Below are 22865 nucleotides of genomic sequence, written 5' to 3' on the forward strand. Positions count from 1 at the left end.
TGCCATCCTCTTTATTTTGTTTTCTCTGTTAAAGGTAAGATAAACACTTCCACACGCCTATTCTTTGCCTTTCCTTCTTGTGTATCATTTGGAGCAATTGAACGGTATTCTCCGTAACCAATCGCACTAAATTTTTCTGGTTGTAATTCTTTATTTTGGAGTAATGCTTGCATAAAATTAACTGCCCGCTGCGTACTTAATTCCCAATTCGATGCAAACTGCGCATTGGCAATAGGGACAGTATCCGTATGACCGGATACTGTAATTTCACGCGGTGACGCTGAAACAAGTAAAGTAGACATCTCTTTTGCAATCCCTAAAGATTCTAATTTCACATCCGCTTTCCCTGAATCAAACAGTATATTCTCTAATATTGTCACCATTAATCCCTTTTCAGTTAATTTAGTTTGAAAAGAAGAGGATAATTGTTTCTCATTAATATATTGATCAATCTTTTTTTGTAATGCTTTCAATTCATCCATCTCTTTTTTTTCTTTTTCTCTAGCTTCTTCTTGTTTTTTGGCTTGTTCTGTCTCAAGGCTACCGGCTGATAATTCTTTCTCATCATTTGGCTTTTGATCACTTAAAAATTCTTTGTTACCTGTCCCACCAGCTAGTTCACTTCGAAAAGCAACAGCCATCTGTTTAAACTTCGCAGCATCTATACTACTCATCGCAAATAAAACGATGAACAATGCAAATAACAACGTTAACATATCAGAATAAGGGATTAACCAAGTTTCATCGATATGTTCATCATGCTTTTTTTTCTTACTTCTTCTATTTTTTTTACTCCGCATTTTTTTCTGCCCCTTTTTCAAGCTTTTTACGCTCGGTTGCAGAAAGTGCACCTAAAATGCGGTTCTTCATAATAAACGGATATGTACCTTCTTGTAACATTAATAAACAATCAATAATTAAACGTTTTTTCTCTAATTCAGCTGCAGATTTTTGCTTTAATTTATTTGCAAATGGATGCCATAATACATAGCCTGAAAAAATACCAAAAATCGTTGCAATAAACGCACCCGAAATAGCGTGACCTAACTTTTCAATGTCAGTTAAATTACCAAGTGCAGCTACAAGACCAATAACAGCACCTAAAACCCCTAATGTCGGTGCATATGTACCAGCTTGAGAAAAAATTGCCGCTCCTTTTGCATGCCTTTCTTCAATTGCTTCTAATTCAGCTTCTAAAATCTGCTCTAAATCTTCTGCGGATACGCCATCAATCACAAATTTCATACCACGCAAAAGAAATTCATCTTGAATTTTGTCTAATTGTTGCTCTAAAGACAAAATACCGTATTTTCTACTTTCTGATGTCCAATGAACAAATAATTCTAGCAACTGTTCATAACTTAAATCCTTTTTATTTGAACCAAAAAGAACTTTAAATAATTTTGGAACCCTTTTTAGTTGATTCATCGGAAATGCTATACATACTGCAGCAAATGTACCGATAAAAATAATTAATGCTGCGGCAGGATTCAATAAGGCATTTACGTCAGCGCCCTTGACGACCATCCCTACTACCACCGCTACAAATCCTAAAATAAGTCCAATAATTGTTGCAAAATCCATTCCCATTCACTCCTAGTCTATACAAGAAGTTCTTTATTCTCGATAATCGCTACATCTTCTTATGTATATATATTACATAAAAAATTCATTTCATGAAAGATAAGAAATGAATTAAATGAAAAAATACTACAATTTCACACATTTTCTGACATTTTCTTTGCATTTCTATTACGTTACGACTCTTATATTTCTTTTTCAACAAACTAGACTTATAATAAAAACAATACATATTTTATTAAGAAAGGACTGTGATTACAAGGCACCATGAAAAAGATAATCATTATTTCTGCCACTACTATTGTAATCGGTATCACTTCTTTCGTTTACTTTAGTTCTAAATCACCACTACAAAATGAGGCGAAAGCTGTAGAAAGTCAACAACATAGTAATCACCAAAAAGAAGAGATTCCTGCTTTTCCAAAAGCTGATCATAATGCAAAGAAGCTAGACAATGATTTTTCCGTTGTAACAAATCCAGAGTCTAATCTTGTCTTAGTTAATAAACATCGAAAACTACCAGACGGATACACACCTGAAGACTTAACAAGACCAAACGTACCATTTACTAGTCCAAAAGATAAAGAAAAAACATTGCTGCGCAAAGATGCTGCAGATGCGCTTGAAAATATGTTTGAAGCGGCAAAGAAAGAAGGACTTGAACTTACAGCTGTATCTGGTTATCGTTCATACAAACGCCAAAAATCATTACATGATACATACGTTAGACGTCAAGGAAAAGCTGAAGCTGATTCTGTAAGTGCCATCCCTGGTACGAGTGAACATCAAACCGGTTTAGCAATGGATATTAGTTCAAAATCTGCTAAATTCCAATTAGAACCTATTTTTGGAGAGACAGCCGAAGGCAAATGGGTGGCAAAACATGCTCATGAATTTGGCTTTGTCATTCGCTACTTAGAAGATAAAACAGAAACAACAGAATATGCATATGAACCGTGGCATTTGCGCTACGTTGGAAATCCATACGCTACATACATATATAAACATCATTTAACATTAGAAGAAGCAATGATAGAGTGAAAGAAAAATAAGAGAGCAAATTGCTCTCTTATTTTTCTTTCACTCTATCATTGTAGTAATTTTTTCTTCCACTCTTCAGGCCACGGTTCGCCTTTTCCCGTTTTTTTCGATGCTTGAACCATCATTCCACGGCCAACTAAACAAGCTTCTCCTTCTGCATTCTTCACCATGTAATGCAAATCTAAAGAAGAATTCCCAACCGATCCCGCTTTTACATACACCTTCAACTGTTCATCAAAATATATTTGCTTAATAAAATTACATTGTAAATCTGCAACAACGATCATCGTTTCTGAGGATTCATGCGTCCATTCTTGCATAAATCCAAGTTCTTTAAACAATGCAATACGTGCTTCTTCAAAATAGGTAAAGGCAATGACATTATTTACATGCCCAAACATATCTACTTCACCAAAACGAACTTTTACAGGATTGTAAAATGAAAAACCACTTTCCCATTGCTCAAAATCTTCAATATAAGAAATTCTCTTCATTATTCTCTCTCCTTTTCGCCCTCAAAATAAACAGAATAAACAGAAAAATAAAGTTATAAATATTGCCTCTTCAACATGAAGAGGCAATATTTATTAATAGTTATTGTCGCTACCAAAGAAATCTTTGAACGATTGAATTGTTGTATCACGGTTTAATGCCGCAATTGAAGTTGTTAATGGAATACCCTTTGGGCATGATTGCACACAGTTTTGAGAGTTACCACAGTTTGCAAGTCCTCCATCCCCCATAATTGCACGTAAGCGATCTGCTTTATGCATTTCACCCGTTGGATGTGAGTTGAATAAACGAGCTTGTGATAACGGTGCTGGTCCAATAAAGTCAGATTTACTATTTACGTTTGGACATGATTCTAAGCAAACACCACATGTCATGCATTTTGAAAGCTCATAAGCCCATTGACGTTTCTTCTCAGGCATTCTTGGCCCTGGCCCTAAGTCATACGTACCATCAATTGGAATCCAAGCTTTAACACGTTTTAGAGCGTTAAACATGCGACTACGGTCAACTTGTAAGTCACGTACAACTGGGAATGTCTTCATCGGCTTTAAGCGAATTGGTTGTTCTAACTGGTCAATAAGAGCTGTACATGATTGACGTGGTTTTCCGTTAATCACCATCGAACATGCGCCACATACTTCCTCTAAACAGTTCATATCCCATGCAATCGGAGTCGTCTGGTTTCCTTTTGAATCAACAGGATTACGACGAATTTCCATCAGTGCCGAAATAATGTTCATATTTGGACGATATGGAATTTCAAACTCTTGGTCAAACTCTTGTGCATCTGGTCCATCTTGTCTCGTAATGATGAGGCGGATTGTTTTCTCAGACATGTTGCTTATCCCCCTTCTCTTCACCCTTAGCAGCTACATCATGTTTTGAGGAATAGTCACGTTTACGTGGTTTAATTAATGAAACATCCACTTCTTCGTAATGGAATGCTGGTGCTTTTCCTTCTCCCTCAAATTTCGCCATCGTAGTTTTTAAGAAGTTTGCATCATCACGATTTGGGAATTCTGGTTTGTAATGTGCTCCACGGCTTTCATTACGGTTATATGCGCCAATTGTAATAACACGTGCTAACTCAAACATATTTGCAAGTTGGCGTGTAAATGAAGCACCTTGGTTACTCCATCTCGCTGTATCGTTAATGTTAATTCGTTTGTAACGTGCCATTAACTCTTCAATTTTCGCATCAGTTTCTAGTAGCTTTTTATTTTCACGAACTACTGTAACGTTATCTGTCATCCATTCTCCAAGCTCTTTATGAAGAACATATGCATTTTCGTTACCATCAAGCGTTAAAATATTGTTAAATTTCTCTGTTTCGATTAATTCATTTTGCTCATATACAGTAGATGAAACAGCATCAGATGATTTAGAAAGACCTTTCATATACTCAATCGCGTTCGGTCCTGCTACCATACCACCGTAAATTGCTGATAATAGTGAGTTCGCACCAAGGCGGTTACCACCATGCATAGAATAATCACACTCACCTGCTGCAAATAAACCTGGAATACTTGTCATCTGCTTATAATCAACCCATAGTCCGCCCATTGAATAGTGAACTGCTGGGAAGATTTTCATTGGTAGTTTACGAGGATCATCACCTGTAAACTTCTCATAGATTTCAATAATTCCACCAAGTTTAATATCTAGTTCTTTCGGATCTTTATGAGAAAGATCTAAGTACACCATGTTTTCACCGTTAATACCTAGTTTTTGCTCTACGCAAACGTCAAAGATTTCACGCGTTGCAATATCACGAGGTACAAGGTTTCCGTAAGCCGGATATTTTTCTTCTAGGAAGTACCATGGTTTACCATCTTTATATGTCCAAACACGGCCACCTTCACCACGTGCAGATTCACTCATAAGACGTAATTTATCGTCTCCAGGAATTGCCGTTGGATGAATTTGAATGAACTCGCCGTTTGCATAATATGCGCCTTGTTGATATACAGCAGAAGCTGCTGTACCTGTATTAATAATAGAGTTAGTTGATTTTCCAAAGATGATACCAGGGCCCCCTGTTGCCATAATCACGGCATCAGCTTGGAAACTTTTAATCTCCATTGTTTGTAAGTCTTGTGCAACGATTCCGCGGCACACACCTTCGTCATCCACAACAGCTCGTAAGAAATCCCAACCTTCGTATTTCGTTACAAGTCCTGCTACTTCGTGACGACGTACTTGCTCATCTAATGCGTATAGTAATTGCTGTCCAGTTGTTGCACCAGCAAATGCTGTACGGTGATGTTGTGTTCCACCAAAACGACGGAAATCAAGAAGTCCTTCTTCCGTACGGTTGAACATAACACCCATACGGTCCATTAAATGAATGATACCAGGTGCTGCTTCACACATTGCTTTAACTGGCGGTTGGTTCGCTAAGAAGTCCCCACCATAAATTGTATCGTCAAAGTGGATCCATGGAGAATCCCCTTCACCTTTCGTATTTACGGCACCGTTAATTCCACCTTGGGCACATACAGAATGTGAACGTTTTACTGGTACTAAAGAAAATAGTTCAACATTTACTCCTGCTTCTGCCGCTTTAATCGTTGCCATTAAGCCGGCCAAGCCACCGCCGACTACTATAAGTTTCCCTTTCATGCTCTCCCACTCCTTACTGGTTTGCTAGCTGTGGATCGATGAACGCTAATAATGCACTCACACCTACATAAGATAGACCTAAGAAAATAGCTAATGTTACATAAGTAGAGATTCTTTGTGAACGTGGAGATACTGTAATTCCCCAGCTTATGCAGAATGTCCATAGTCCATTTGCAAAGTGGAAAATCGTTGAAACAACACCGACTAAGTAGAATGCAAACATAGCTGGATTGTTTAAAATATCTGCCATCATATCATAGTTTACCTCTTTACCTAACATTGCTTGAATACGAGTTTCCCAGACATGCCAAGAAATGAAAATCAGCGTAACGATACCTGAAATTCGTTGGAAGACGAACATCCAGTTACGGAAATAACCGTAAGAAACCGCATTGTTCTTAGCTGTAAATGCAATATATAAGCCATATATAGCATGGTACAGTATCGGTAAAAAGATGATGAAAATTTCTAGCGCATACCGGAATGGAAGGAGCTCCATAAAGCCTGCAGCTTTGTTAAAAGCCTCTGCTCCTCTTGTTGCAAAGTTGTTTACAATTAGATGTTGCGTCAAAAAGACACCAACCGGGATGACCCCCATTAATGAGTGCCACTTACGAAACGTATACTCGCGGCCTTTCATGTCCCCATTACCCCCTTGAATGTTTGACTGCTGTTTTCAGATTAATTTACAACAATAATGTTTTTTCACTATTGGCATAAGAAAAACTGAAAAAATTATTCGAAATATTTCAGCATAATTTGATAACAAGTTCATTTTACCCCTATTTTTGTCGAAGCGTCAAGAAAACGTATACATAATTTGCATATAATTTGCCAATTCTTTTTCCCTTCTTATATATTCAGATTTCCCCAAAGAAAAATCTGTTTTTATAAATGAAAAATGTTATATAATAATCCCTATAGAAAGAGGGGAATATTGTGAGTAAAAATACAATCGATACAACATCTTTAGAAGATGTTTCATTGAACGCCTTCGCTTATGAATTGCTACGTGAAGAATTACTACCTGATTTAATCGGTAACGATTTAGATGGTATTTTATACTGGTCTGGTAGAAACCTTGCAAGAAAATATCCACTAGAAACGATTGAAGAAGTCATTCAGTTCTTTGAAAAAGCTGGCTGGGGCACTTTAAGCATTATTGAACATAAGCGTCGTGAAATGCAGTTCCAACTTAAAGGCACACTCATCGCTGAACGTCAAAAACAAAACAGACATTCTTCTTATCAATTAGAAGCTGGATTCATCGCTGAACAAATTCAAAAGCAACGAAATGTCGTTGCAGAGTCCTATGAAGAAAAGAAAAAACGTTCAGACTCTATTACATTTCTTGTGAAATGGGATATAAAAGATCTCATTGAAGTGTAGCATTACCCACAGTCAACTAGACATATAAGTTTAGTTGACTTTTTTGTATTTTCATTCAGTTAGGTTTATTTTAAATCTTCAGAAATTATACCAAAAAACAGAAGACGTTGTAAACTACAACGTCTTCTTATCCGCTAAATAAGTATAAATCGTCTCTGCGACATTTTTCGGCATACCTGCCTCGACAAATTCAGCTAAAGAAGCTTCTTTCATCTTCTTTAATGAACCAAAATGTTTTAACAATACCTTTTTCCGTTTATCACCGATTCCTGGAATATCATCCAGTGCTGATTGAATAACAGATTTTCCGTGTAATTGGCGATGAAATGTAATCGCAAATCGATGCACTTCATCTTGAATGCGCTGCAATAAATAAAATTCTTGGCTATTTCGCTCAAGCATCACAGGTTCAGGTGGGTCCCCAATAATTAAATGGGAGGTTTTATGTTTGTCATCTTTTACAAGACCTGCCATCGGAATATATAAACCGAGCTCATTTTCTAGAACATCACTTACAGCTGCCAGATGACCTTTTCCACCATCAATAATGATTAAATCTGGTAAAGGCAAACTCTCTTTCAGTGCCCTTGTATAACGGCGTCTCACAACTTCTCTCATAGACTCATAATCATCCGGTCCTTGAACCGTTTTAATTTTATATTTCCTATATTCTTTCTTAGCTGGTTTCCCATCGATAAAAGCAATCATTGCAGAAACAGGATTTGTCCCTTGAATATTTGAGTTATCAAACGCCTCAATACGATAAGGTGTTTCAATCCCAAGTTGCTTCCCTAAATGATCTACCGCTTTAATCGTTCGCTCTTCATCACGTTCAATTAAGTAGAATTTCTCTTCAAGAGCAATCTTCGCATTTTTATTTGCTAATTCTACAAGATCTTTTTTCTTACCACGTTTCGGCTGTGTCGCTTCCACTTCTAAAAAGCGCTCTACTAACTCTGAGTCTATACTTCCTGGAACGACAATTTCCTTCGGCTTAAAATGACTGCTGTTCTCATAAAATTGACCGATAAACGTTAAAAATCCTTCTTCTGGTTCATCGTAAATTGGAAACATAGAAACATCACGTTCAATTAGCTTTCCTTTTCGAACGAAGAAAACTTGAACACACATCCATCCTTTATCAACTGCATACCCAAACACATCACGATCCACTAAGTCACTCATAATCATCTTTTGTTTTTCCATAATCGCATCGATATGAGCAATTTGATCACGTAACTCTTTTGCACGTTCAAATTCTAGTTTCTCTGAAGCTTCGTACATCTTTGTTTCTAATTCTGAACGAACTTCTTTATGTCCACCATTTAGAAACTTAATAATCTCATCTACAATTTCTTTGTTTTGTTCTTCCGTCACTTCTTTCACACAAGGCGCTAAACATTGACCCATATGATAATATAAACAAACTTTATCGGGCATATTTGAGCACTTACGAAGCGGATACATACGATCTAGCAGTTTTTTCGTTTCATGAGCTGATTGTGCATTTGGATACGGGCCAAAATACTTTCCCTTATCCTTTTTTACATTTCGCGTAATAAGTAATCGCGGCTGTTTCTCAGCTGTAATTTTAATAAAAGGATATGTTTTATCATCTTTTAATTGAATATTATATTTTGGATCATGTTTTTTTATTAAGTTTAACTCTAAAATGAGAGCCTCTAGATTTGAGGAAGTTACAATATATTCAAAATCTACAATTTCTCCTACAAGCCGCAGTGTTTTCCCATCATGCGAACCAGTAAAGTACGAGCGCACACGATTTTTAAGCACTTTTGCCTTTCCGACATATATAACCGTTCCTTGCTTATCTTTCATTAAATAACAACCAGGTTGATCTGGTAAAATAGCCAGCTTCTCTTTTAAATGTTCGTGCACTCGTTACCCTCCATTTCTACATGCTTAGCATTTTTATTTTCACATGAAAACATACTATGCCAAAACACCCAACATACGTTCTTTCATTGTAACGGAAAGGTGTAAAAAAGGAAAATAAAAAAAGCTACCAACTGGTAGCCCTTTATTTTAGAAGTGTTTAGAAACTAATTCTACTAACGCTTCTTTCGGTTTGTAACCTAACGCTTGATCAACTACTTTACCGTCTTTTAATACGAATAGAGCTGGAATACTCATTACTTCGAATTGACGAGCAGTTTCTTGGTTTTCATCCACGTCTACTTTTACTACTTTTACTTTTTCGCCTAGTTCTGCATCAATTTCCTCTAATACAGGAGCGATCATTTTACAAGGTCCACACCAAGGTGCCCAGAAATCTAATAATACAACACCTTCGCTAGTTTCAGCTGCGAAGCTTTGGTCATTTGCGTTTACAATTGCCATTTTATTTCCTCCTTCAAGTATATTCTACCAAGAGTATATCATTAACTTATATACGTGGCGAATAATATGTATCGTTATGTATTGTAACAAAAAATTGTTCCTTTATACTATATAAAAATACGGATTACATACTAAAAAGATGAGAGACAGGGGATCTCTCACCTTTTTCTATATATAGGGGTACTTCACTTGGAACTCAAGGGTACTCAAATCATGAATGTACTTTTAACTTTTTAAACTCTTCTGTTAAAAGAGGTAAGACTTCAAATAAATCGCCAACAATACCATAGTCAGCTACTTTGAAGATACTTGCTTCTGGGTCTTTATTAATCGCAACGATTATTTTTGAGTTAGACATACCAGCTAAATGCTGAATCGCACCAGAAATACCGCATGCAATGTATAAGTCTGGCGTAACAACTTTACCAGTTTGACCAATTTGTAATGAGTAATCGCAATACTCAGCGTCACAAGCACCACGAGATGCTCCAACAGCGCCGCCCAATACGTCAGCTAACTCTTTTAATGGCTTGAATCCTTCTTCACTCTTCACACCGCGTCCGCCAGCGATAATAACTTTTGCTTCAGAAAGGTCAACACCTTCTGCCGTCTTACGGACGACATTTTGAATAATTGTACGTAGGTCTTTCACATCTACTGTAATAGAAGATACGTCACCACTGCGAGACTCATCTTTTTCAAGCATTGCAATGTTATTTGGACGCACTGTCGCAAATAAGATACCGTCTGTTACAATCTTCTTCTCAAACGCTTTACCAGAGTAAATTGGACGAGTAAAGATAACATTTCCACCTTCAACTTCTAAAGCAGTCACGTCAGAAACTAGACCAGCTTCAAGCTTCGCTGCTAATTTTGGTGATAAATCTTTACCAAGTGCTGTATGTCCAAATACAATACCCTCTGGATTTTCTTCAGCATATACAGCTAAAAATGCTTGTGCATACCCATCAGATGTATATGATTTTAATTTATCATTTTCAACTGTCACAACGCGATCTGCACCGTAATGAATCAATTCATTTGCAAAAGAGGCAACGCTGTCTCCAACTAGAAGACCTACTACCTCACCGCCTTCTGCAATTGTTTTTGCTGCTGCTACCGCTTCAAACGAAACGTTACGTAGCGATCCATCACGAACTTCACCCATTACCAATACTTTACGAGCCATAGATTTTCCCTCCTGCATATATAATTTCGTATTTTATTAGATTACTTTCGCTTCTGTATGGAGCAACGATACAAGTTCTTTTACTTGATCTTGCAGCTCGCCTTGTAACACTTTTCCTGCATCTTTCTTAGGAGGCAAATAGATTTCAATTGTTTTTGTCTTTGCTTCCACATCATCTTCTTCCAAATCTAAATCATCTAATTCTATTTCTTCTAGTGGTTTTTTCTTCGCTTTCATAATACCTGGAAGCGATGGATAACGCGGTTCATTTAAACCTTGTTGTGCTGTTACTAGAACTGGTAATGAAGTTTCAATCACTTCCGTATCACCTTCAACATCACGCTCAATCTTCACGTTTGTACCGTCAATTTCAAGTTTTGTAATTGTCGTTACGTACGGAATATTTAACGCTTCTGCTACACGTGGACCAACTTGTCCAGATGCACCATCAATTGCAACGTTCCCGCCTAAAATTAAATCTGCATCTTTATCCTTTAAATATTCAGCAAGTACTTTTGCTGTCGTGAACTGGTCACCATTTTCCACATCATCTTCAATATTAATTAATACCGCTTTATCGCAGCCCATCGCTAATGCCGTACGAAGTTCTTTCTCACTATCTTCGCCACCGACTGTTATGACAGTAACTTCTCCACCTTGTGCGTCTCTTACTTGAATTGCTTCTTCAATCGCATATTCGTCGTAAGGGTTGATGATGAATTCTGCTTCGCCATCGTAAATTGCACCGTTTTTAATTACGATTTTTTCTTCTGTATCAAATGTTCGTTTCATGAGTACGTAGATGTTCATTCCATTTACCCCCTTGTTTTTCAGAAAGATTCTATCAATTTTAATTTTCTGTTAATTTATATTAAAAAAATAATTGAACTACCTGCCACTAAATGAAGGTTTACGCTTTTCTAAAAACGCTGCTACACCTTCTCTTCCATCTTCACCCGTAAATACTTCACCAAAGATTTGAGCTTCGCGTTGTACACCTTCATAATAATGAGACGATTTCGTCGTTTGCAATAACTCTAGTACAGCACGAGTCGTCGCTGGGCTTTTTCCAGCAATCTGTTTTGCAACTTTAAGCGTATCATCTAAAAATGTTTCTTCAGCAAAAACTCCGTTAACAAGTCCCCATTTTAATGCTTCGGCACCAGTAATCGGTGTACTTGTTAACATCATTTCACAAGCTTTCGCTTTCCCAACATAACGTGGTAATCGCTGTGTACCTGCAAATCCAGGAATTAATCCAAGTGTTAATTCAGGTAAACCAAGTTTTGCACTTTCAGTTGCAAAGCGCATGTGGCAAGACATAGCAAACTCAAGGCCGCCGCCAAGTGCCGCTCCATGAATTGCCGCGATAACTGGTTTTGAACATTTTTCAACACGCTCAAACGTAACTTGTCCAAGCTGCGCTAATTCTGTCGCTTGCTTCGCTTCAGTAACAGATGTAAATTCTTTAATATCTGCTCCCGCCGAGAAAAAGCGCCCTTCACCGTGAATAACAACAACACGAATGTTATCATCCTTCTCCACTTGATCAATTAATTCAGTAACGTCATGCATAACTTGTGAAGACATCGCGTTTGCCGGCGCATGATTTAACGTCGCCACCGCGATATGATCTTCAACTCTTACAGATAGGAATTTCAACATGATCCCTCCCATTATTGACGATAACCACAAGCTGCAATAAGTAGCCCATGTACCGTTTTTGAAAGTGCGACCAGATCATACTTATGATCGCTCATTACCCAATTGGTTACAACTTCATCTACTGTTCCAAAGATCATTTGTCTTGCCACGCGAACATTTAAATCCGCTTGGAATTCACCTTGCTTTATACCAGTCTCTACAATCTCATCCATAACTTGTAAGTAGCCTTTTAATACTTCATTTATTTTCAGGCGTAAGTCTTGATTGGACTGTCTTAGCTCTAATTGCGTAACGATAGCAAGAGGATCATTTTGTGACAACAGCAAGAAGTGCGTTTCTACCAACATGAACAATTTCGATACAGCGCTTTCAATTCCTGCTGTTTTTTGACGAATTGTTTCGACAAATTCTCCCATCTTCTCTTGGAATAAGGATATTAATATATCTTCTTTATTTTTAAAATATAAGTAAATCGTGCCATCAGCTACCCCAGCTTGCTTTGCTATTTTAGAAACTTGCGCTTGGTGGTACCCATTTTCCGCAATCACAATGACTGCCGCATCAATAATTTGATTGTATTTCGGTCTATTTTTCTTCACTTTACTGTCCCCTTCAAGAAGATGACTGAATGAATAGTCATTCATATTCTTATAATACTGACTATTTAGAAAAGTGTCAATCCTATTTTTTCAAAAAGAAAGGGCCTTAGCCCGTTTGCTCATCCTCATTCTTTCTTTTCTCTTCATCTATTAGGACACGACGTAAAATTTTTCCGACTGTCGTTTTCGGCAGTTCATCTCTAAACTCATATACTTTCGGCACTTTATAAGCCGCTAAATATTTACGCGCAAACTGGTTTAATTCTTCCTCAGAACACTCCATACCTTCTTTTAATACAACAAATGCTTTAACTGTTTCTCCTCGGTACGGATCGGGAATTCCAATCGTCACTACTTCTTGCACTTTTTCATGCTCATATAACACTTCTTCTACTTCACGAGGATACACATTAAATCCACTCGCAACAATCATATCTTTCTTACGGTCTTTCACATAGAAAAATCCATCTTCATCCATGTAACCAACATCCCCTGTATGGAGCCATCCGTCTTGTAATACAGCTGCTGTTTCTTCTGGCTTATTCCAATACCCTTTCATAATTTGAGGACCCTTTACAACAATTTCACCAATTTCACCCGGTGGTAAAGCCTCTCCAGTTTCAAGTGACATAATGTTTGCCTCTGTGTCTGGCCACGGCACACCAATACTTCCTGGCACGCGTTTTTCCCACAAAAAATTCCCATGTGTAACTGGTGACGACTCGGTTAATCCATAACCTTCTACCAATTTTCCACCTGTAACTCTCTCAAATTCTTCCTGTACTTCTACAGGAAGCGGGGCAGATCCACTAATACAAGCCTCGATAGAAGAAATATCATATTCTTTTAAGAGGGGACTATTTAATAGAGCAATATAAATGGTTGGTGCCCCTGGAAATAGTGTGACTTTATGTTTTTTTATTGCTTCAAAAACCATTTTCATATCAAACTTCGGAATCAGCACCATTTTATATCCTTGCATAATACTTAAATTCATTACAGCTGTCATCCCATACACATGAAAGAACGGAAGAACACCAAGAATTACTTCTTCTCCTTCTTTACAATTATATAGCCAATGAGCTCCCATCAAAGTGTTCGAAACAAGGTTTTTATGCGTCAACATAACCCCTTTTGGAAATCCCGTTGTTCCCCCTGTATACTGCAAAAGAGCTAGATCATTTTCAGGATCACAAGGAACTTCAACATTAACATTACTTTCTCGTTCTACTGATTTCCATAGATGAATCGTTTCGCTTTCCGACACATTCACGACAAGATTTGCCTGCTTTTTTTGTACAAATGGATAAAGTAAATTTTTAGGGAAGGGTAAAAAGTCCGCAATCCGAGTTACAATAATATGTTCAATTTTTGTAGCAGATTGAACATTCGTTACTCTTGGAAACACTAAATCGAGACAAAGAATTACTTTGGCTCCCGAGTCATGAAGCTGGTATTCTAATTCTCTTTCTGTATATAGTGGATTTGTTTGTACTACGATACCTCCCGCAAGTAATGTACCATAATAACCAATTACAGATTGCGGACAGTTCGGCAACATAATAGCAACTCGATCACCCTTTTCCACACCGAGCTTTTGAAGATAATTCGCAAACCTCTTCACCTTATCGTGGAAGTCTGAAAATGTAATATCCTTCCCTAAAAAGTGAAGCGCTTTCTTTTCTGGATAGCGAGAAGCCACCTGTTCCACATATCCATGAAGCGGATGAATATCATAAGAAATCGTACTTGGAATTTCTTCTGGATAACTTTTCAACCATGGTTTTTCCACCTTCATTCCCCCTTCAAATACATAAAAAATAAATGAATGTTCATTCATGATGGTTGTTTTCATTATATTATAGTCGCCATAACGTTACAATCATAATATTCTGACTTTTATATAACTATGCTTCACTCCATTAACTTCTTATTATATGTATAAACTCTCCTAATCTATAAAAGAATAAGAGAGTTATTATTTAGCTTAATCTTATTATCGTTAACACAGCTCCTGGTGTAGTTGTTGATAATGTGGCAACAGCTAACAAACCAAATAGTTGCAAACTAATAGCATCTCCCGCTGCAAGAGTTGTAATGATTGTTGCGCTAAATGATGTAGTTGCTAACGCAGGAGCATTGATCGTCCCAGCAAGTGGTGATCCATTAATTGTAATCCGTGAACTGACTAATAATGAAGCCGTTATATTAATCGTATATGAAATGTAATAATTCCCAGCATTTGCAACCGTAAATACTGTGTTTCCACCAGAAACAGTAATTCCTGGACCGATGTTTTGATTATTTGGAAGCGGGACATTCGTTCCACCAAGAAGTACCGATATCGCTGTTCCCGACGTATTATTTGCAAATGCATACGTCGCCGTGATACTCGTACCTGTTACTCCCGTTGCTCCTGTTGAACCCGTTACTCCTGTCGCTCCTGTTGGGCCTGTTATTCCAGTTGCTCCCGTTGGACCTGTTACTCCTGTTGCTCCCGTCGCTCCCGTTGCACCTGTTAGGCCTGTTACTCCCGTCGATCCTGTTGGACCCGTTGGACCTGTTGCTCCCGTCGATCCTGTTGGACCTGTTGGGCCTGTTATTCCCGTCGCTCCTGTTGGGCCTGTTGCTCCCGTTGCTCCTGTCGATCCTGTTGGACCTGTTGCTCCCGTCGATCCCGTTGGTCCTGTTAGGCCTGTTACTCCCGTCGCTCCTGTTGGACCTGTTACTCCCGTCGCTCCCGTTGGACCCGTTGGACCTGTTGCTCCCGTCGCCCCTGTTGGACCTGTTGGGCCTGTTATTCCCGTCGCTCCTGTTGGACCCGTCGGACCTGTTATTCCCGTCGCTCCTGTTGCTCCCGTCGCTCCCGTCGCTCCCGTTGGTCCTGTTGGGCCTGTTGCTCCCGTTGCTCCTGTCGATCCTGTTGGACCTGTTACTCCCGTCGCCCCCGTTGGACCTGTTGGGCCCGTTACTCCCGTCGCTCCCGTTGGACCGGTTGGACCCGTTATTCCCGTCGCTCCTGTTGGACCTGTTACTCCCGTCGCTCCTGTTGGACCCGTTGGACCCGTTATTCCCGTCGCTCCTGTTGGACCCGTTGGACCCGTTATTCCCGTCGCTCCTGTTGGACCTGTTGGGCCCGTTATTCCCGTCGCTCCTGTTGGACCTGTTATTCCCGTTGGACCTGTTGGACCTGTTGCTCCCGTTGCACCTGTTATTCCCGTTGGACCCGTTGCTCCCGTTGCACCTGTTGGGCCCGTTATTCCCGTCGCTCCTGTTGGACCTGTTGCTCCCGTTACTCCCGTCGCTCCTGTTGGACCTGTTGGGCCTGTTATTCCCGTTGCTCCTGTTGGACCTGTTGGGCCCAGCTTAGGAACTGTCCCATCACAACTAAAACAGCATGAATCAACATGTACACCATTTTGATTATTACACCCACAATATCCATTTATATTATTGCTCCATGAAGACATGTTGATCACGTCCTTTACATTCAATCTTTTAAGTACAATCACCGAGTTAGAAAACACCTATCTAAGTAACAAAGAAATACTTTACCTAGTCGGGATAAACACAGATTTTTTCCATACATTCTAGTAATTATTACATGCGATTCGCTCTCTTTTCGCTTGTACTTTCGCCCCATCTCCACTGATTATTAGTTAAATCAATCGGGCGTTTACGGGCAGCACGACTCCCACCTAACTTCTTTTCTACAGCCGAATTTTGAGATGGGAGTCTTACTGCCCGGCGAATAGCGGGATAAATAACGACTACAATATATAAAAATCCGCATATTTAGTTATTTTTCGTCAAAATTTTAAAAAAATATTGACATTAAAAATATCCTCATAGTATGATTTGGGTGTTGTAATTGATAATGATTTTCAATCGCAAACAAAATAATTTATTTGGGGGCAGGAAATGAAAAAAATCCTTAGTATTTTTATAGTTGTTCTTCTATTCGCTGTTGGATGCGGACAGCAAAAAGAGGAGAAAAAAGAAACAAAAACAGGCGATAAGAAACAAGCTATAACAATTAAACACGCTGAAGGGGAAACAAAGTTAGATAAACCAGCGAAAAAAGTTGTTGTACTTGAGTGGGTATATTCAGAAGACTTATTAGCGCTTGGTGTTCAGCCAGTAGGGATGGCAGACATTAAGAATTATAATAAATGGGTAAATACAGCAACAAAACCAGGTAAAGATGTTGTAGACGTAGGGACACGTCAACAACCAAACTTAGAAGAAATTAGCCGTCTAAAACCAGATTTAATTATCACAGCTTCATTCCGCGGTAAAGCAATTAAAAACGAATTAGAGCAAATCGCTCCTACGGTTATGTTCGATCCATCAACAAGCAATAACGATCACTTTGCTGAGATGACAGAAACATTTAAACAAATTGCAAAAGCTGTTGGCAAAGAAACAGAAGGTAAAAAAGTGTTAGCTGATATGGATAAAGCATTCGCTGATGCAAAAGCAAAAATTGAAAAAGCAGATTTAAAAGATAAAAATATCGCAATGGCACAAGCATTTACTGCTAAAAACGTACCGACATTCCGTATCCTAACTGACAATTCTGTAGCTTTACAAGTTACAAAAAAATTAGGTTTAACAAATACTTTTGAAGCAGGAAAATCTGAGCCCGATGGTTTCAAACAAACAACTGTAGAATCATTACAAAGTGTACAAGATTCAAACTTCATTTACATTGTAGCGGACGAAGATAACATTTTTGACACGCAACTAAAAGGCAACCCTGCTTGGGAAGAATTAAAGTTCAAAAAAGAAAACAAAATGTATAAATTAAAAGGCGACACTTGGATTTTCGGTGGTCCTGAGTCTGCAAAATCTTTAGCAACACAAGTAGCAGATATAATGACAGCGAAGAAGTGATTACACGATGAATAGCTTACAACATACACTTCGATCAAGTCTTATATTCGGAGGAGGAGCAGCTCTCTTGCTCCTCCTTTTCTTTATTCATATCGGGCAAGGTCAAGCAAACATTTCCTTTAGTATGATTATTGATGCTCTTATCTCACCGAACCAATCACTAGAGCATCAAACTTTAATTATGCTTCGATTACCTAGAGCCGTAATTGCCATTTTAGCTGGAGGTGCTCTTGCTGCATCTGGGGTCATTTTACAAACGTTAACGAAAAATCCACTTGCTGAATCCAGTACAATGGGTATTCATTCCGGTGCATATTTCTTTCTAGTGGCGGCTACAATTTTCTTACCGAAAGGTCTGCACATTAACTCACTTCTTTTCACATTTATCGGTGGTGCTATTACTGCTTTATTTGTATACCGTATTTCTGGTGGAAAAAAGGGAACCCCACTTAGAATGGCACTAGCTGGGATGGTCGTTACATTAATGCTTTCTGCCTTTACTGGAACGATGCAGCTTTTCTATGAAAATGAAACAGCTGGTTTATTTTTATGGGGAGCGGGCTCTCTTATTCAAAATAACTGGGATGGCGTTCAATTTGCTTTTCCATTTATCATTATTTCTTTCCTAGTTTTACTATTTATGTCTCGTAAACTCAACATTCTCTTACTCGGTGATGATGTTGCTGTTTCTCTTGGCGAAAAAACAGCGGTAACACGTCTTATCGCCTTCATTGCTGCAATCTTTTTAACAGCAGTAATTGTTACTGTTGTTGGACCAATTGGATTTGTCGGCTTAGTTGCACCACATTTAATGCGTCTTATTGGCTACCGTCAGCACTTTACTCTTCTTCTCTCTTCCTTCTTATGGGGGGCAGTATTATTACTTGGAGCAGATGTTGTCGGTAGATTAATAGATCCAACCGGTGCAGAACTTCCTGTTGGGGCAGTCACTGCAATGATTGGATCGCCTTGGCTTATTTACTTAGTGTATCGAATGATGAAGTCGAAACAATATATGAATGATAACGGTGCGAATGCAGCTGGAGCTAGTTCTCGCTATTACTCTTATAAAAAGGTAATCATTATATCTATCACACTTTGTATTGTGACGATTGCTCTTGGTGTTACAATCGGTAGTAACGCTTATATCGAAAGCATTACTAATGTTATATCTGGGCAATTAACGCAATTTGATAAAAATATGATGATGAACCTTCGTTTACCAAGAATGCTCGTTGCTGCTATTGCTGGCGCATGCCTTGCAATAAGTGGGCTTGTTTTCCAAGGTATATTACGAAACCCACTCGCCGATCCTTCTATTATCGGGATCTCATCCGGAGCTGGTGTTGGTGCTTTAACTATTATGTATGTCTTTCCTGCACTTCCTGGTTTCTTCCTACCAATTGGTGCATTTATCGGCGGACTACTTGCAGTTGGAATTGTCCTCTTCTTCTCATGGAAATCAGGATTTAGCCCAACAGCTCTCGCTTTAATAGGAATCGGTATTTCAGCTCTCGGCTCAGCGATTATTCAAATCTTTATCGTTAGAGCAAATTTGAACGTTGCTGCCGCTTTAACATGGCTATCAGGTAGCACGTATGCAAGAGGATGGAATCACTTAGAAAATATCATTCTATATCCATCACTAATTCTTGTGTTCATTATCTTTTTCTTAATAAAACAACTTGACGTTCTCGTACTTGGAGACGATTTAGCAACTGGACTTGGGCAACCAGTAAATAAAACACGCCTTGCTCTGATTGTGCTAGCGACACTACTTGCATCAGTAAATATCGCTGCTGTCGGTACAATTGCCTTTCTAGGTCTTGTTGCACCTCACTTAGCTCGAATCGTCGTTGGTATGAATCATCAAAGATTATTCGTTTGCTCTGCACTGTTTGGAGCAATCCTTCTTGCCATTGCTGACTTACTTGGACGAACAATTGCATACCCGAAAGAAATCCCTTCTGGTCTTGTCGTTGCTGTACTTGGAGCACCTTATTTCTTATGGTTGATGAGGAAGAGTGGGAAGAAGGTTAATTAAAAAAGGGCTTAACAGTTCCTGGCGTATATGGTCCTGCAAAAGAAGAATGGGCTGCAGCTGGAATGGAAGCTCCTAAAATGTAACAACAAAAAAAGACAAGGGATTTACAAACCTTGTCTTTTTTTGTAACTTGTTTCATGTGAAACTATTTTTTATTAAATGGTTGTTTTATGGAAAAGATAGGTTAAAATGAATACATATTATGAAGAGGAGTAACCAAATTGAATACAAAAAATAAAAAAATAGTTATGGGAACTATTTTACTAACTTCTATTATTGGAGTTATCAGCGCATCTCTTTATTTCACAAGTTATGGTACCCCTTGGGGAAAACAAACAGCAGTTACGGAATCAAAAGAATATATTACAAAATACTTTAATCTAGATGCGGAAGTCAAAAATACTTCTTACGATGCTAAAATGAATAGCTATGCAATCTCTTTTGAAACAAGTAAAGACGGAGAGTTTACTATCGAATATAAAAGTCCTAATAACTTTAACATTTCCCCAGGGATGCAAGCGTATTTAAGCAAACACTCCAAATTTACAGAGTAGTAACGAAGCATACATATACAAAAAAGAGTTGGTGTAACGCCAACTCTTTTTCTTATTCTTGTTATACAGTTACATCTTCCTTCTCTATATTTTTAATTCCGTAATATGCAATCACAACTCCAATTACTGCAAGTGCTAGTTGAAGGGGAAGAAAAGTTGCTGTAGAAAACGCTGGGTTGGTATTCATTGTAATTGATACAACGATAAGAGACGAAACAATTGTAGCTGGCACTGAACGCTTACGCATTCCGAAATATAATGGGATTAAACTTATTCCCGCAGTGGCAACGGCTAAAGGAACCAGTTTTATTCCTTCTTGCGTCAATTGATCTACTGTAAATGAATTAGGAAGAATCGAAAAATAGCTATCTATCCCAAAGAAAATCCCCACAACTAAAATGTTAGATAAAATAACTGTTATAAATGTTACTATCGCTGTAATGGCTAACTTACTACTCATCATTTTCCTCCGATCAATAGGATAAGAAAACATAAGTAGTATTGTTTTGTTTTTATATTCACTAATTATTAACCTTGCGATTAACACACTACCAAAAATAATAAATGTTGCTCTTACTAATGTACTAGCCGTTAACAAAATCATCTGCGGATCCCTTATTTCCGGATCACCTTCTACTTGAGCAACGACGCTCGTAAGGATCATTAATGCCAGTATAGCGATATTTGCAATAATCGCGCCCCTTACATACCATCCAAGCTTAAACTTTTTCAATTCTAGCTTCATAAGACGTAGCATGATAGTCCTCCTTTCATTTACATTTTAATCGATATAAATCGCTCCTGTTTTACTTAAAATCTTCACTTCATTTTTTGCATCACCAACGGTCCCCGCTTTTATTTTTTCTGTATTTTTATCTTTCTTAAGTCCATTTACATTCACCATTACGTCAGACGAATTACTTTTAGCCGTAAGTTTTAAAGATGTCGGAACACCTTTATACCGTACGCCAATATCTCCTGATTTTGTTTCTACAAATAACACTTTTCCTTCTTTCATATCTTTCAGTAATACTTCACCGGATGTTGAAGTGATGTTCATATTTGAGTTACTTACATTTGTTATATAGTTATCACCAGTCGTAGACTTTATATTTAATTCTTGTACTGAACTATCTTTTACAGCTAACTCTCCACTTTGCGATATGAATTCACCTTTCTTCGCTGATAGTCTTACAACCATTTCATCTCCAGACTCACTTTTTGTCACGATATTTTTCACTTCTATATCGCTTATTTTCACATCACCCGATTTATTATTTAATACAATTTTATCTATTTCTTTCTTCGGAATAGCTATAGATATACTATTTTTCTTCCTAAACGTAAAACCATTAAAAAATCTGTTCACCTTTTGTTTTTGCTTAATCACAACTTTATTTCCTTCATGTTTTATTCCGACAGGATCTACCTCTTTATCTACTCGTTTACCTTGAGCCGAAATTACTATTTTGTTAGCATCTGTACTTTTAAATTCAACATCCCAGTTTTCATTGTCCACTTCTATCTCTTTTATATGATTTATCTCAAAAGACTTTTCTTTCTTAAAATCTTTCCCCTGAAATACCTTAAAACCAAAAACCACACTAGCAATTGTCAAAAATAAAATTGCAATTACTATTATTTTTTTCACCATTCATACCCCTGTTCGTTGTTGTTTTAAGCTTATTTTACGCAACATCAATCTTGTCGATTTTACGATACGATAGATAACTAATGAAAATCCCTAATAAACAGAGCACTATTGGGATAGCTATAAAATTAAACATACTTACTTGACCGTTTCCAGAACCAAAATTACTACTAATTAGCATCCCAATTATTACTGCAGAAGTAATTGTTGTCGGTGTCGATTTCTTTCTCATCCCAAAAAATAAAGGAATTAAACTTATACCAGATATCATAAATGCACTTATAAAAGTAGCTGGAACGATAGCTATTATTTCGCCTATCGTAGCAGGTGTTTCAATCATTCCCATCATTGGACTCACAAAATACACAAGCAAACTAATAATAAAAGTAGCCATAATGGTGCTTACAAAACAAAAACAAAAAACAATTGTTAATTTCGCCCTCATTAACATTTTCCTTTGCAGTGGATACATAAACAAAAGTTGTATCGTTTTGTTCTTATACTCATCAATTACTAAACGTGATAAAATGACCGAACTAAAAATAATAAATGTTATCCTAATAAAAGTGTTTATTAAAACCATTTGTTGCGTGAAGTTAGAGAATAGCCCATCTACCTCGTCTTTCACTCCCAACCCCATAAGGTTTACTACAACGAAGATTGCTATAATACAAATGGCTACCCCTTTACAGTAACTAGATAATTGATGTTTCTTCCATTCAAGTTTCATTAATTTAAACATATAAGCCACGCCTCCATC

The 22865-nt window shown here is 37.9% G+C and carries 22 protein-coding genes and 1 pseudogene; 6 read left to right on the forward strand and 17 right to left on the reverse strand.

Going from position 1 to position 22865, the window contains the following annotated elements; all coding sequences use genetic code 11:
* Positions 1-11: 11 nt before the first annotated feature.
* Together motB and motA are read right to left on the reverse strand one after the other, a co-directional pair.
* A complete protein-coding gene (motB, locus tag KZZ19_RS21995; RefSeq protein WP_237982888.1) occupies positions 12-800 on the reverse strand; it encodes a flagellar motor protein MotB in 789 nt (262 codons plus the stop codon).
* Positions 790-1584 (reverse strand): flagellar motor stator protein MotA, encoded by a 795-nt coding sequence (motA, locus tag KZZ19_RS22000; protein ID WP_076540523.1) that lies wholly within the window; start codon positions 1582-1584, stop codon positions 790-792. Before motA ends, motB begins: the two co-directional genes overlap by 11 nt.
* Before the next feature lie 264 nt (positions 1585-1848).
* Here motA and KZZ19_RS22005 point away from each other — a divergent pair, with 264 nt between their 5' ends.
* Positions 1849-2622, forward strand: a complete 774-nt coding sequence (locus KZZ19_RS22005; RefSeq protein WP_237981652.1) for a M15 family metallopeptidase — start codon at positions 1849-1851, stop codon at positions 2620-2622.
* A gap of 47 nt (positions 2623-2669) precedes the next feature.
* Here KZZ19_RS22005 and KZZ19_RS22010 read toward each other — a convergent pair whose 3' ends face one another.
* The 4 genes from KZZ19_RS22010 to sdhC all read right to left on the reverse strand — a co-directional run bounded on the left by KZZ19_RS22010 (position 2670) and on the right by sdhC (position 6397).
* Complete coding sequence (locus KZZ19_RS22010) at positions 2670-3116, reverse strand: acyl-CoA thioesterase (protein ID WP_237981653.1); 447 nt, start codon at positions 3114-3116, stop codon at positions 2670-2672.
* A gap of 93 nt (positions 3117-3209) precedes the next feature.
* Positions 3210-3971 carry a succinate dehydrogenase iron-sulfur subunit gene (gene sdhB / locus KZZ19_RS22015; protein WP_001291830.1) on the reverse strand — a complete coding sequence of 254 codons (762 nt, stop codon included), beginning with the start codon at positions 3969-3971 and terminating at the stop codon, positions 3210-3212.
* The gene (sdhA, locus tag KZZ19_RS22020; RefSeq protein ID WP_061677094.1) at positions 3964-5757 is read right to left on the reverse strand and encodes a succinate dehydrogenase flavoprotein subunit; all 1794 of its coding nucleotides are present in this window, start codon (positions 5755-5757) and stop codon (positions 3964-3966) included. The genes sdhB and sdhA overlap by 8 nt, the downstream gene beginning before the upstream one ends.
* 13 nt (positions 5758-5770) lie before the next feature.
* Positions 5771-6397, reverse strand: a complete 627-nt coding sequence (gene sdhC, locus KZZ19_RS22025) for a succinate dehydrogenase cytochrome B558 (RefSeq protein WP_000678354.1) — start codon at positions 6395-6397, stop codon at positions 5771-5773.
* A gap of 299 nt (positions 6398-6696) precedes the next feature.
* Between sdhC and KZZ19_RS22030 the strand changes: the two genes are divergently transcribed.
* On the forward strand, positions 6697-7146 hold the full coding sequence (locus KZZ19_RS22030; RefSeq protein WP_000042225.1) for a YslB family protein: 450 nt from the start codon (positions 6697-6699) through the stop codon (positions 7144-7146).
* Positions 7147-7260: 114 nt separating this feature from the next.
* Here the strand turns inward: KZZ19_RS22030 and uvrC are convergent, their stop codons facing one another.
* The 8 genes from uvrC to KZZ19_RS22070 all read right to left on the reverse strand — a co-directional run bounded on the left by uvrC (position 7261) and on the right by KZZ19_RS22070 (position 16430).
* Complete coding sequence (gene uvrC / locus KZZ19_RS22035; protein ID WP_088097913.1) at positions 7261-9045, reverse strand: excinuclease ABC subunit C; 1785 nt, start codon at positions 9043-9045, stop codon at positions 7261-7263.
* Between the two features lie 147 nt (positions 9046-9192).
* Positions 9193-9507, reverse strand: coding sequence for a thioredoxin (trxA, locus tag KZZ19_RS22040; RefSeq protein WP_001018943.1), 315 nt, complete (start codon positions 9505-9507; stop codon positions 9193-9195).
* A 211-nt stretch (positions 9508-9718) separates the two neighbouring features.
* Positions 9719-10696, reverse strand: a complete 978-nt coding sequence (gene etfA / locus KZZ19_RS22045) for an electron transfer flavoprotein subunit alpha (protein WP_237981654.1) — start codon at positions 10694-10696, stop codon at positions 9719-9721.
* Positions 10697-10732: 36 nt separating this feature from the next.
* Positions 10733-11506, reverse strand: coding sequence for an electron transfer flavoprotein subunit beta/FixA family protein (gene etfB / locus KZZ19_RS22050; protein ID WP_237981655.1), 774 nt, complete (start codon positions 11504-11506; stop codon positions 10733-10735).
* A gap of 78 nt (positions 11507-11584) precedes the next feature.
* Positions 11585-12361, reverse strand: coding sequence for an enoyl-CoA hydratase (locus tag KZZ19_RS22055; protein ID WP_000911294.1), 777 nt, complete (start codon positions 12359-12361; stop codon positions 11585-11587).
* Positions 12362-12372: 11 nt separating this feature from the next.
* Positions 12373-12960 (reverse strand): TetR/AcrR family transcriptional regulator, encoded by a 588-nt coding sequence (locus KZZ19_RS22060; RefSeq protein WP_432442718.1) that lies wholly within the window; start codon positions 12958-12960, stop codon positions 12373-12375.
* A 106-nt stretch (positions 12961-13066) separates the two neighbouring features.
* The gene (locus KZZ19_RS22065) at positions 13067-14752 is read right to left on the reverse strand and encodes a long-chain-fatty-acid--CoA ligase (RefSeq protein WP_237981657.1); all 1686 of its coding nucleotides are present in this window, start codon (positions 14750-14752) and stop codon (positions 13067-13069) included.
* 190 nt (positions 14753-14942) lie between these two features.
* The gene (locus KZZ19_RS22070) at positions 14943-16430 is read right to left on the reverse strand and encodes a BclA C-terminal domain-containing protein (RefSeq protein WP_237981658.1); all 1488 of its coding nucleotides are present in this window, start codon (positions 16428-16430) and stop codon (positions 14943-14945) included.
* Between the two features lie 451 nt (positions 16431-16881).
* Between KZZ19_RS22070 and KZZ19_RS22075 the strand changes: the two genes are divergently transcribed.
* The 4 genes and pseudogenes from KZZ19_RS22075 to KZZ19_RS22090 all read left to right on the forward strand — a co-directional run bounded on the left by KZZ19_RS22075 (position 16882) and on the right by KZZ19_RS22090 (position 20454).
* Positions 16882-17856: an ABC transporter substrate-binding protein gene (locus KZZ19_RS22075; protein ID WP_237981659.1), complete on the forward strand. Its 975-nt coding sequence runs from the start codon at positions 16882-16884 to the stop codon at positions 17854-17856.
* Between the two features lie 7 nt (positions 17857-17863).
* Positions 17864-19900: a Fe(3+)-hydroxamate ABC transporter permease FhuB gene (fhuB, locus tag KZZ19_RS22080; protein WP_237981660.1), complete on the forward strand. Its 2037-nt coding sequence runs from the start codon at positions 17864-17866 to the stop codon at positions 19898-19900.
* A gap of 5 nt (positions 19901-19905) precedes the next feature.
* Positions 19906-19983 (forward strand): annotated as a pseudogene (locus tag KZZ19_RS22085) (DinB family protein); the annotation flags it as partial.
* 138 nt (positions 19984-20121) lie between these two features.
* Positions 20122-20454: a spore coat protein C gene (locus KZZ19_RS22090; RefSeq protein ID WP_237981661.1), complete on the forward strand. Its 333-nt coding sequence runs from the start codon at positions 20122-20124 to the stop codon at positions 20452-20454.
* A 61-nt stretch (positions 20455-20515) separates the two neighbouring features.
* Here KZZ19_RS22090 and KZZ19_RS22095 read toward each other — a convergent pair whose 3' ends face one another.
* From KZZ19_RS22095 to KZZ19_RS22105, 3 genes are read right to left on the reverse strand one after another with little or no spacing between them, the layout of a single operon-like run.
* Entirely contained in the window at positions 20516-21211 is a 696-nt protein-coding gene (locus KZZ19_RS22095; RefSeq protein WP_088097916.1) for an ABC transporter permease, read from the reverse strand.
* Between the two features lie 24 nt (positions 21212-21235).
* Positions 21236-22108 carry a DUF4097 family beta strand repeat-containing protein gene (locus KZZ19_RS22100; RefSeq protein ID WP_237981662.1) on the reverse strand — a complete coding sequence of 291 codons (873 nt, stop codon included), beginning with the start codon at positions 22106-22108 and terminating at the stop codon, positions 21236-21238.
* A gap of 34 nt (positions 22109-22142) precedes the next feature.
* Positions 22143-22847, reverse strand: a complete 705-nt coding sequence (locus KZZ19_RS22105) for an ABC transporter permease (RefSeq protein WP_088097917.1) — start codon at positions 22845-22847, stop codon at positions 22143-22145.
* Positions 22848-22865: the final 18 nt, after the last annotated feature.

Origin of the sequence: Bacillus thuringiensis (assembly GCF_022095615.2) — a bacterium.
Lineage (GTDB): Bacteria > Bacillota > Bacilli > Bacillales > Bacillaceae_G > Bacillus_A > Bacillus_A cereus_AG.

What these genes read in the sequence shown, in the direction of transcription:
- motB (WP_237982888.1), bottom strand. Translation starts at nt 800, where the DNA reads ATGCGGAGTAAAAAAAATAGAAGAAGTAAGAAAAAAAAGCATGATGAA.
- motA (WP_076540523.1), bottom strand. Translation starts at nt 1,584, where the DNA reads ATGGATTTTGCAACAATTATTGGACTTATTTTAGGATTTGTAGCGGTG.
- KZZ19_RS22005 (WP_237981652.1), top strand. Translation starts at nt 1,849, where the DNA reads ATGAAAAAGATAATCATTATTTCTGCCACTACTATTGTAATCGGTATC.
- KZZ19_RS22010 (WP_237981653.1), bottom strand. Translation starts at nt 3,116, where the DNA reads ATGAAGAGAATTTCTTATATTGAAGATTTTGAGCAATGGGAAAGTGGT.
- sdhB (WP_001291830.1), bottom strand. Translation starts at nt 3,971, where the DNA reads ATGTCTGAGAAAACAATCCGCCTCATCATTACGAGACAAGATGGACCA.
- sdhA (WP_061677094.1), bottom strand. Translation starts at nt 5,757, where the DNA reads ATGAAAGGGAAACTTATAGTAGTCGGCGGTGGCTTGGCCGGCTTAATG.
- sdhC (WP_000678354.1), bottom strand. Translation starts at nt 6,397, where the DNA reads ATGAAAGGCCGCGAGTATACGTTTCGTAAGTGGCACTCATTAATGGGG.
- trxA (WP_001018943.1), bottom strand. Translation starts at nt 9,507, where the DNA reads ATGGCAATTGTAAACGCAAATGACCAAAGCTTCGCAGCTGAAACTAGC.
- etfA (WP_237981654.1), bottom strand. Translation starts at nt 10,696, where the DNA reads ATGGCTCGTAAAGTATTGGTAATGGGTGAAGTTCGTGATGGATCGCTA.
- etfB (WP_237981655.1), bottom strand. Translation starts at nt 11,506, where the DNA reads ATGAACATCTACGTACTCATGAAACGAACATTTGATACAGAAGAAAAA.
- KZZ19_RS22055 (WP_000911294.1), bottom strand. Translation starts at nt 12,361, where the DNA reads ATGTTGAAATTCCTATCTGTAAGAGTTGAAGATCATATCGCGGTGGCG.
- KZZ19_RS22070 (WP_237981658.1), bottom strand. Translation starts at nt 16,430, where the DNA reads ATGTCTTCATGGAGCAATAATATAAATGGATATTGTGGGTGTAATAAT.
- KZZ19_RS22075 (WP_237981659.1), top strand. Translation starts at nt 16,882, where the DNA reads ATGAAAAAAATCCTTAGTATTTTTATAGTTGTTCTTCTATTCGCTGTT.
- fhuB (WP_237981660.1), top strand. Translation starts at nt 17,864, where the DNA reads ATGAATAGCTTACAACATACACTTCGATCAAGTCTTATATTCGGAGGA.
- KZZ19_RS22095 (WP_088097916.1), bottom strand. Translation starts at nt 21,211, where the DNA reads ATGCTACGTCTTATGAAGCTAGAATTGAAAAAGTTTAAGCTTGGATGG.
- KZZ19_RS22100 (WP_237981662.1), bottom strand. Translation starts at nt 22,108, where the DNA reads ATGGTGAAAAAAATAATAGTAATTGCAATTTTATTTTTGACAATTGCT.
- KZZ19_RS22105 (WP_088097917.1), bottom strand. Translation starts at nt 22,847, where the DNA reads ATGTTTAAATTAATGAAACTTGAATGGAAGAAACATCAATTATCTAGT.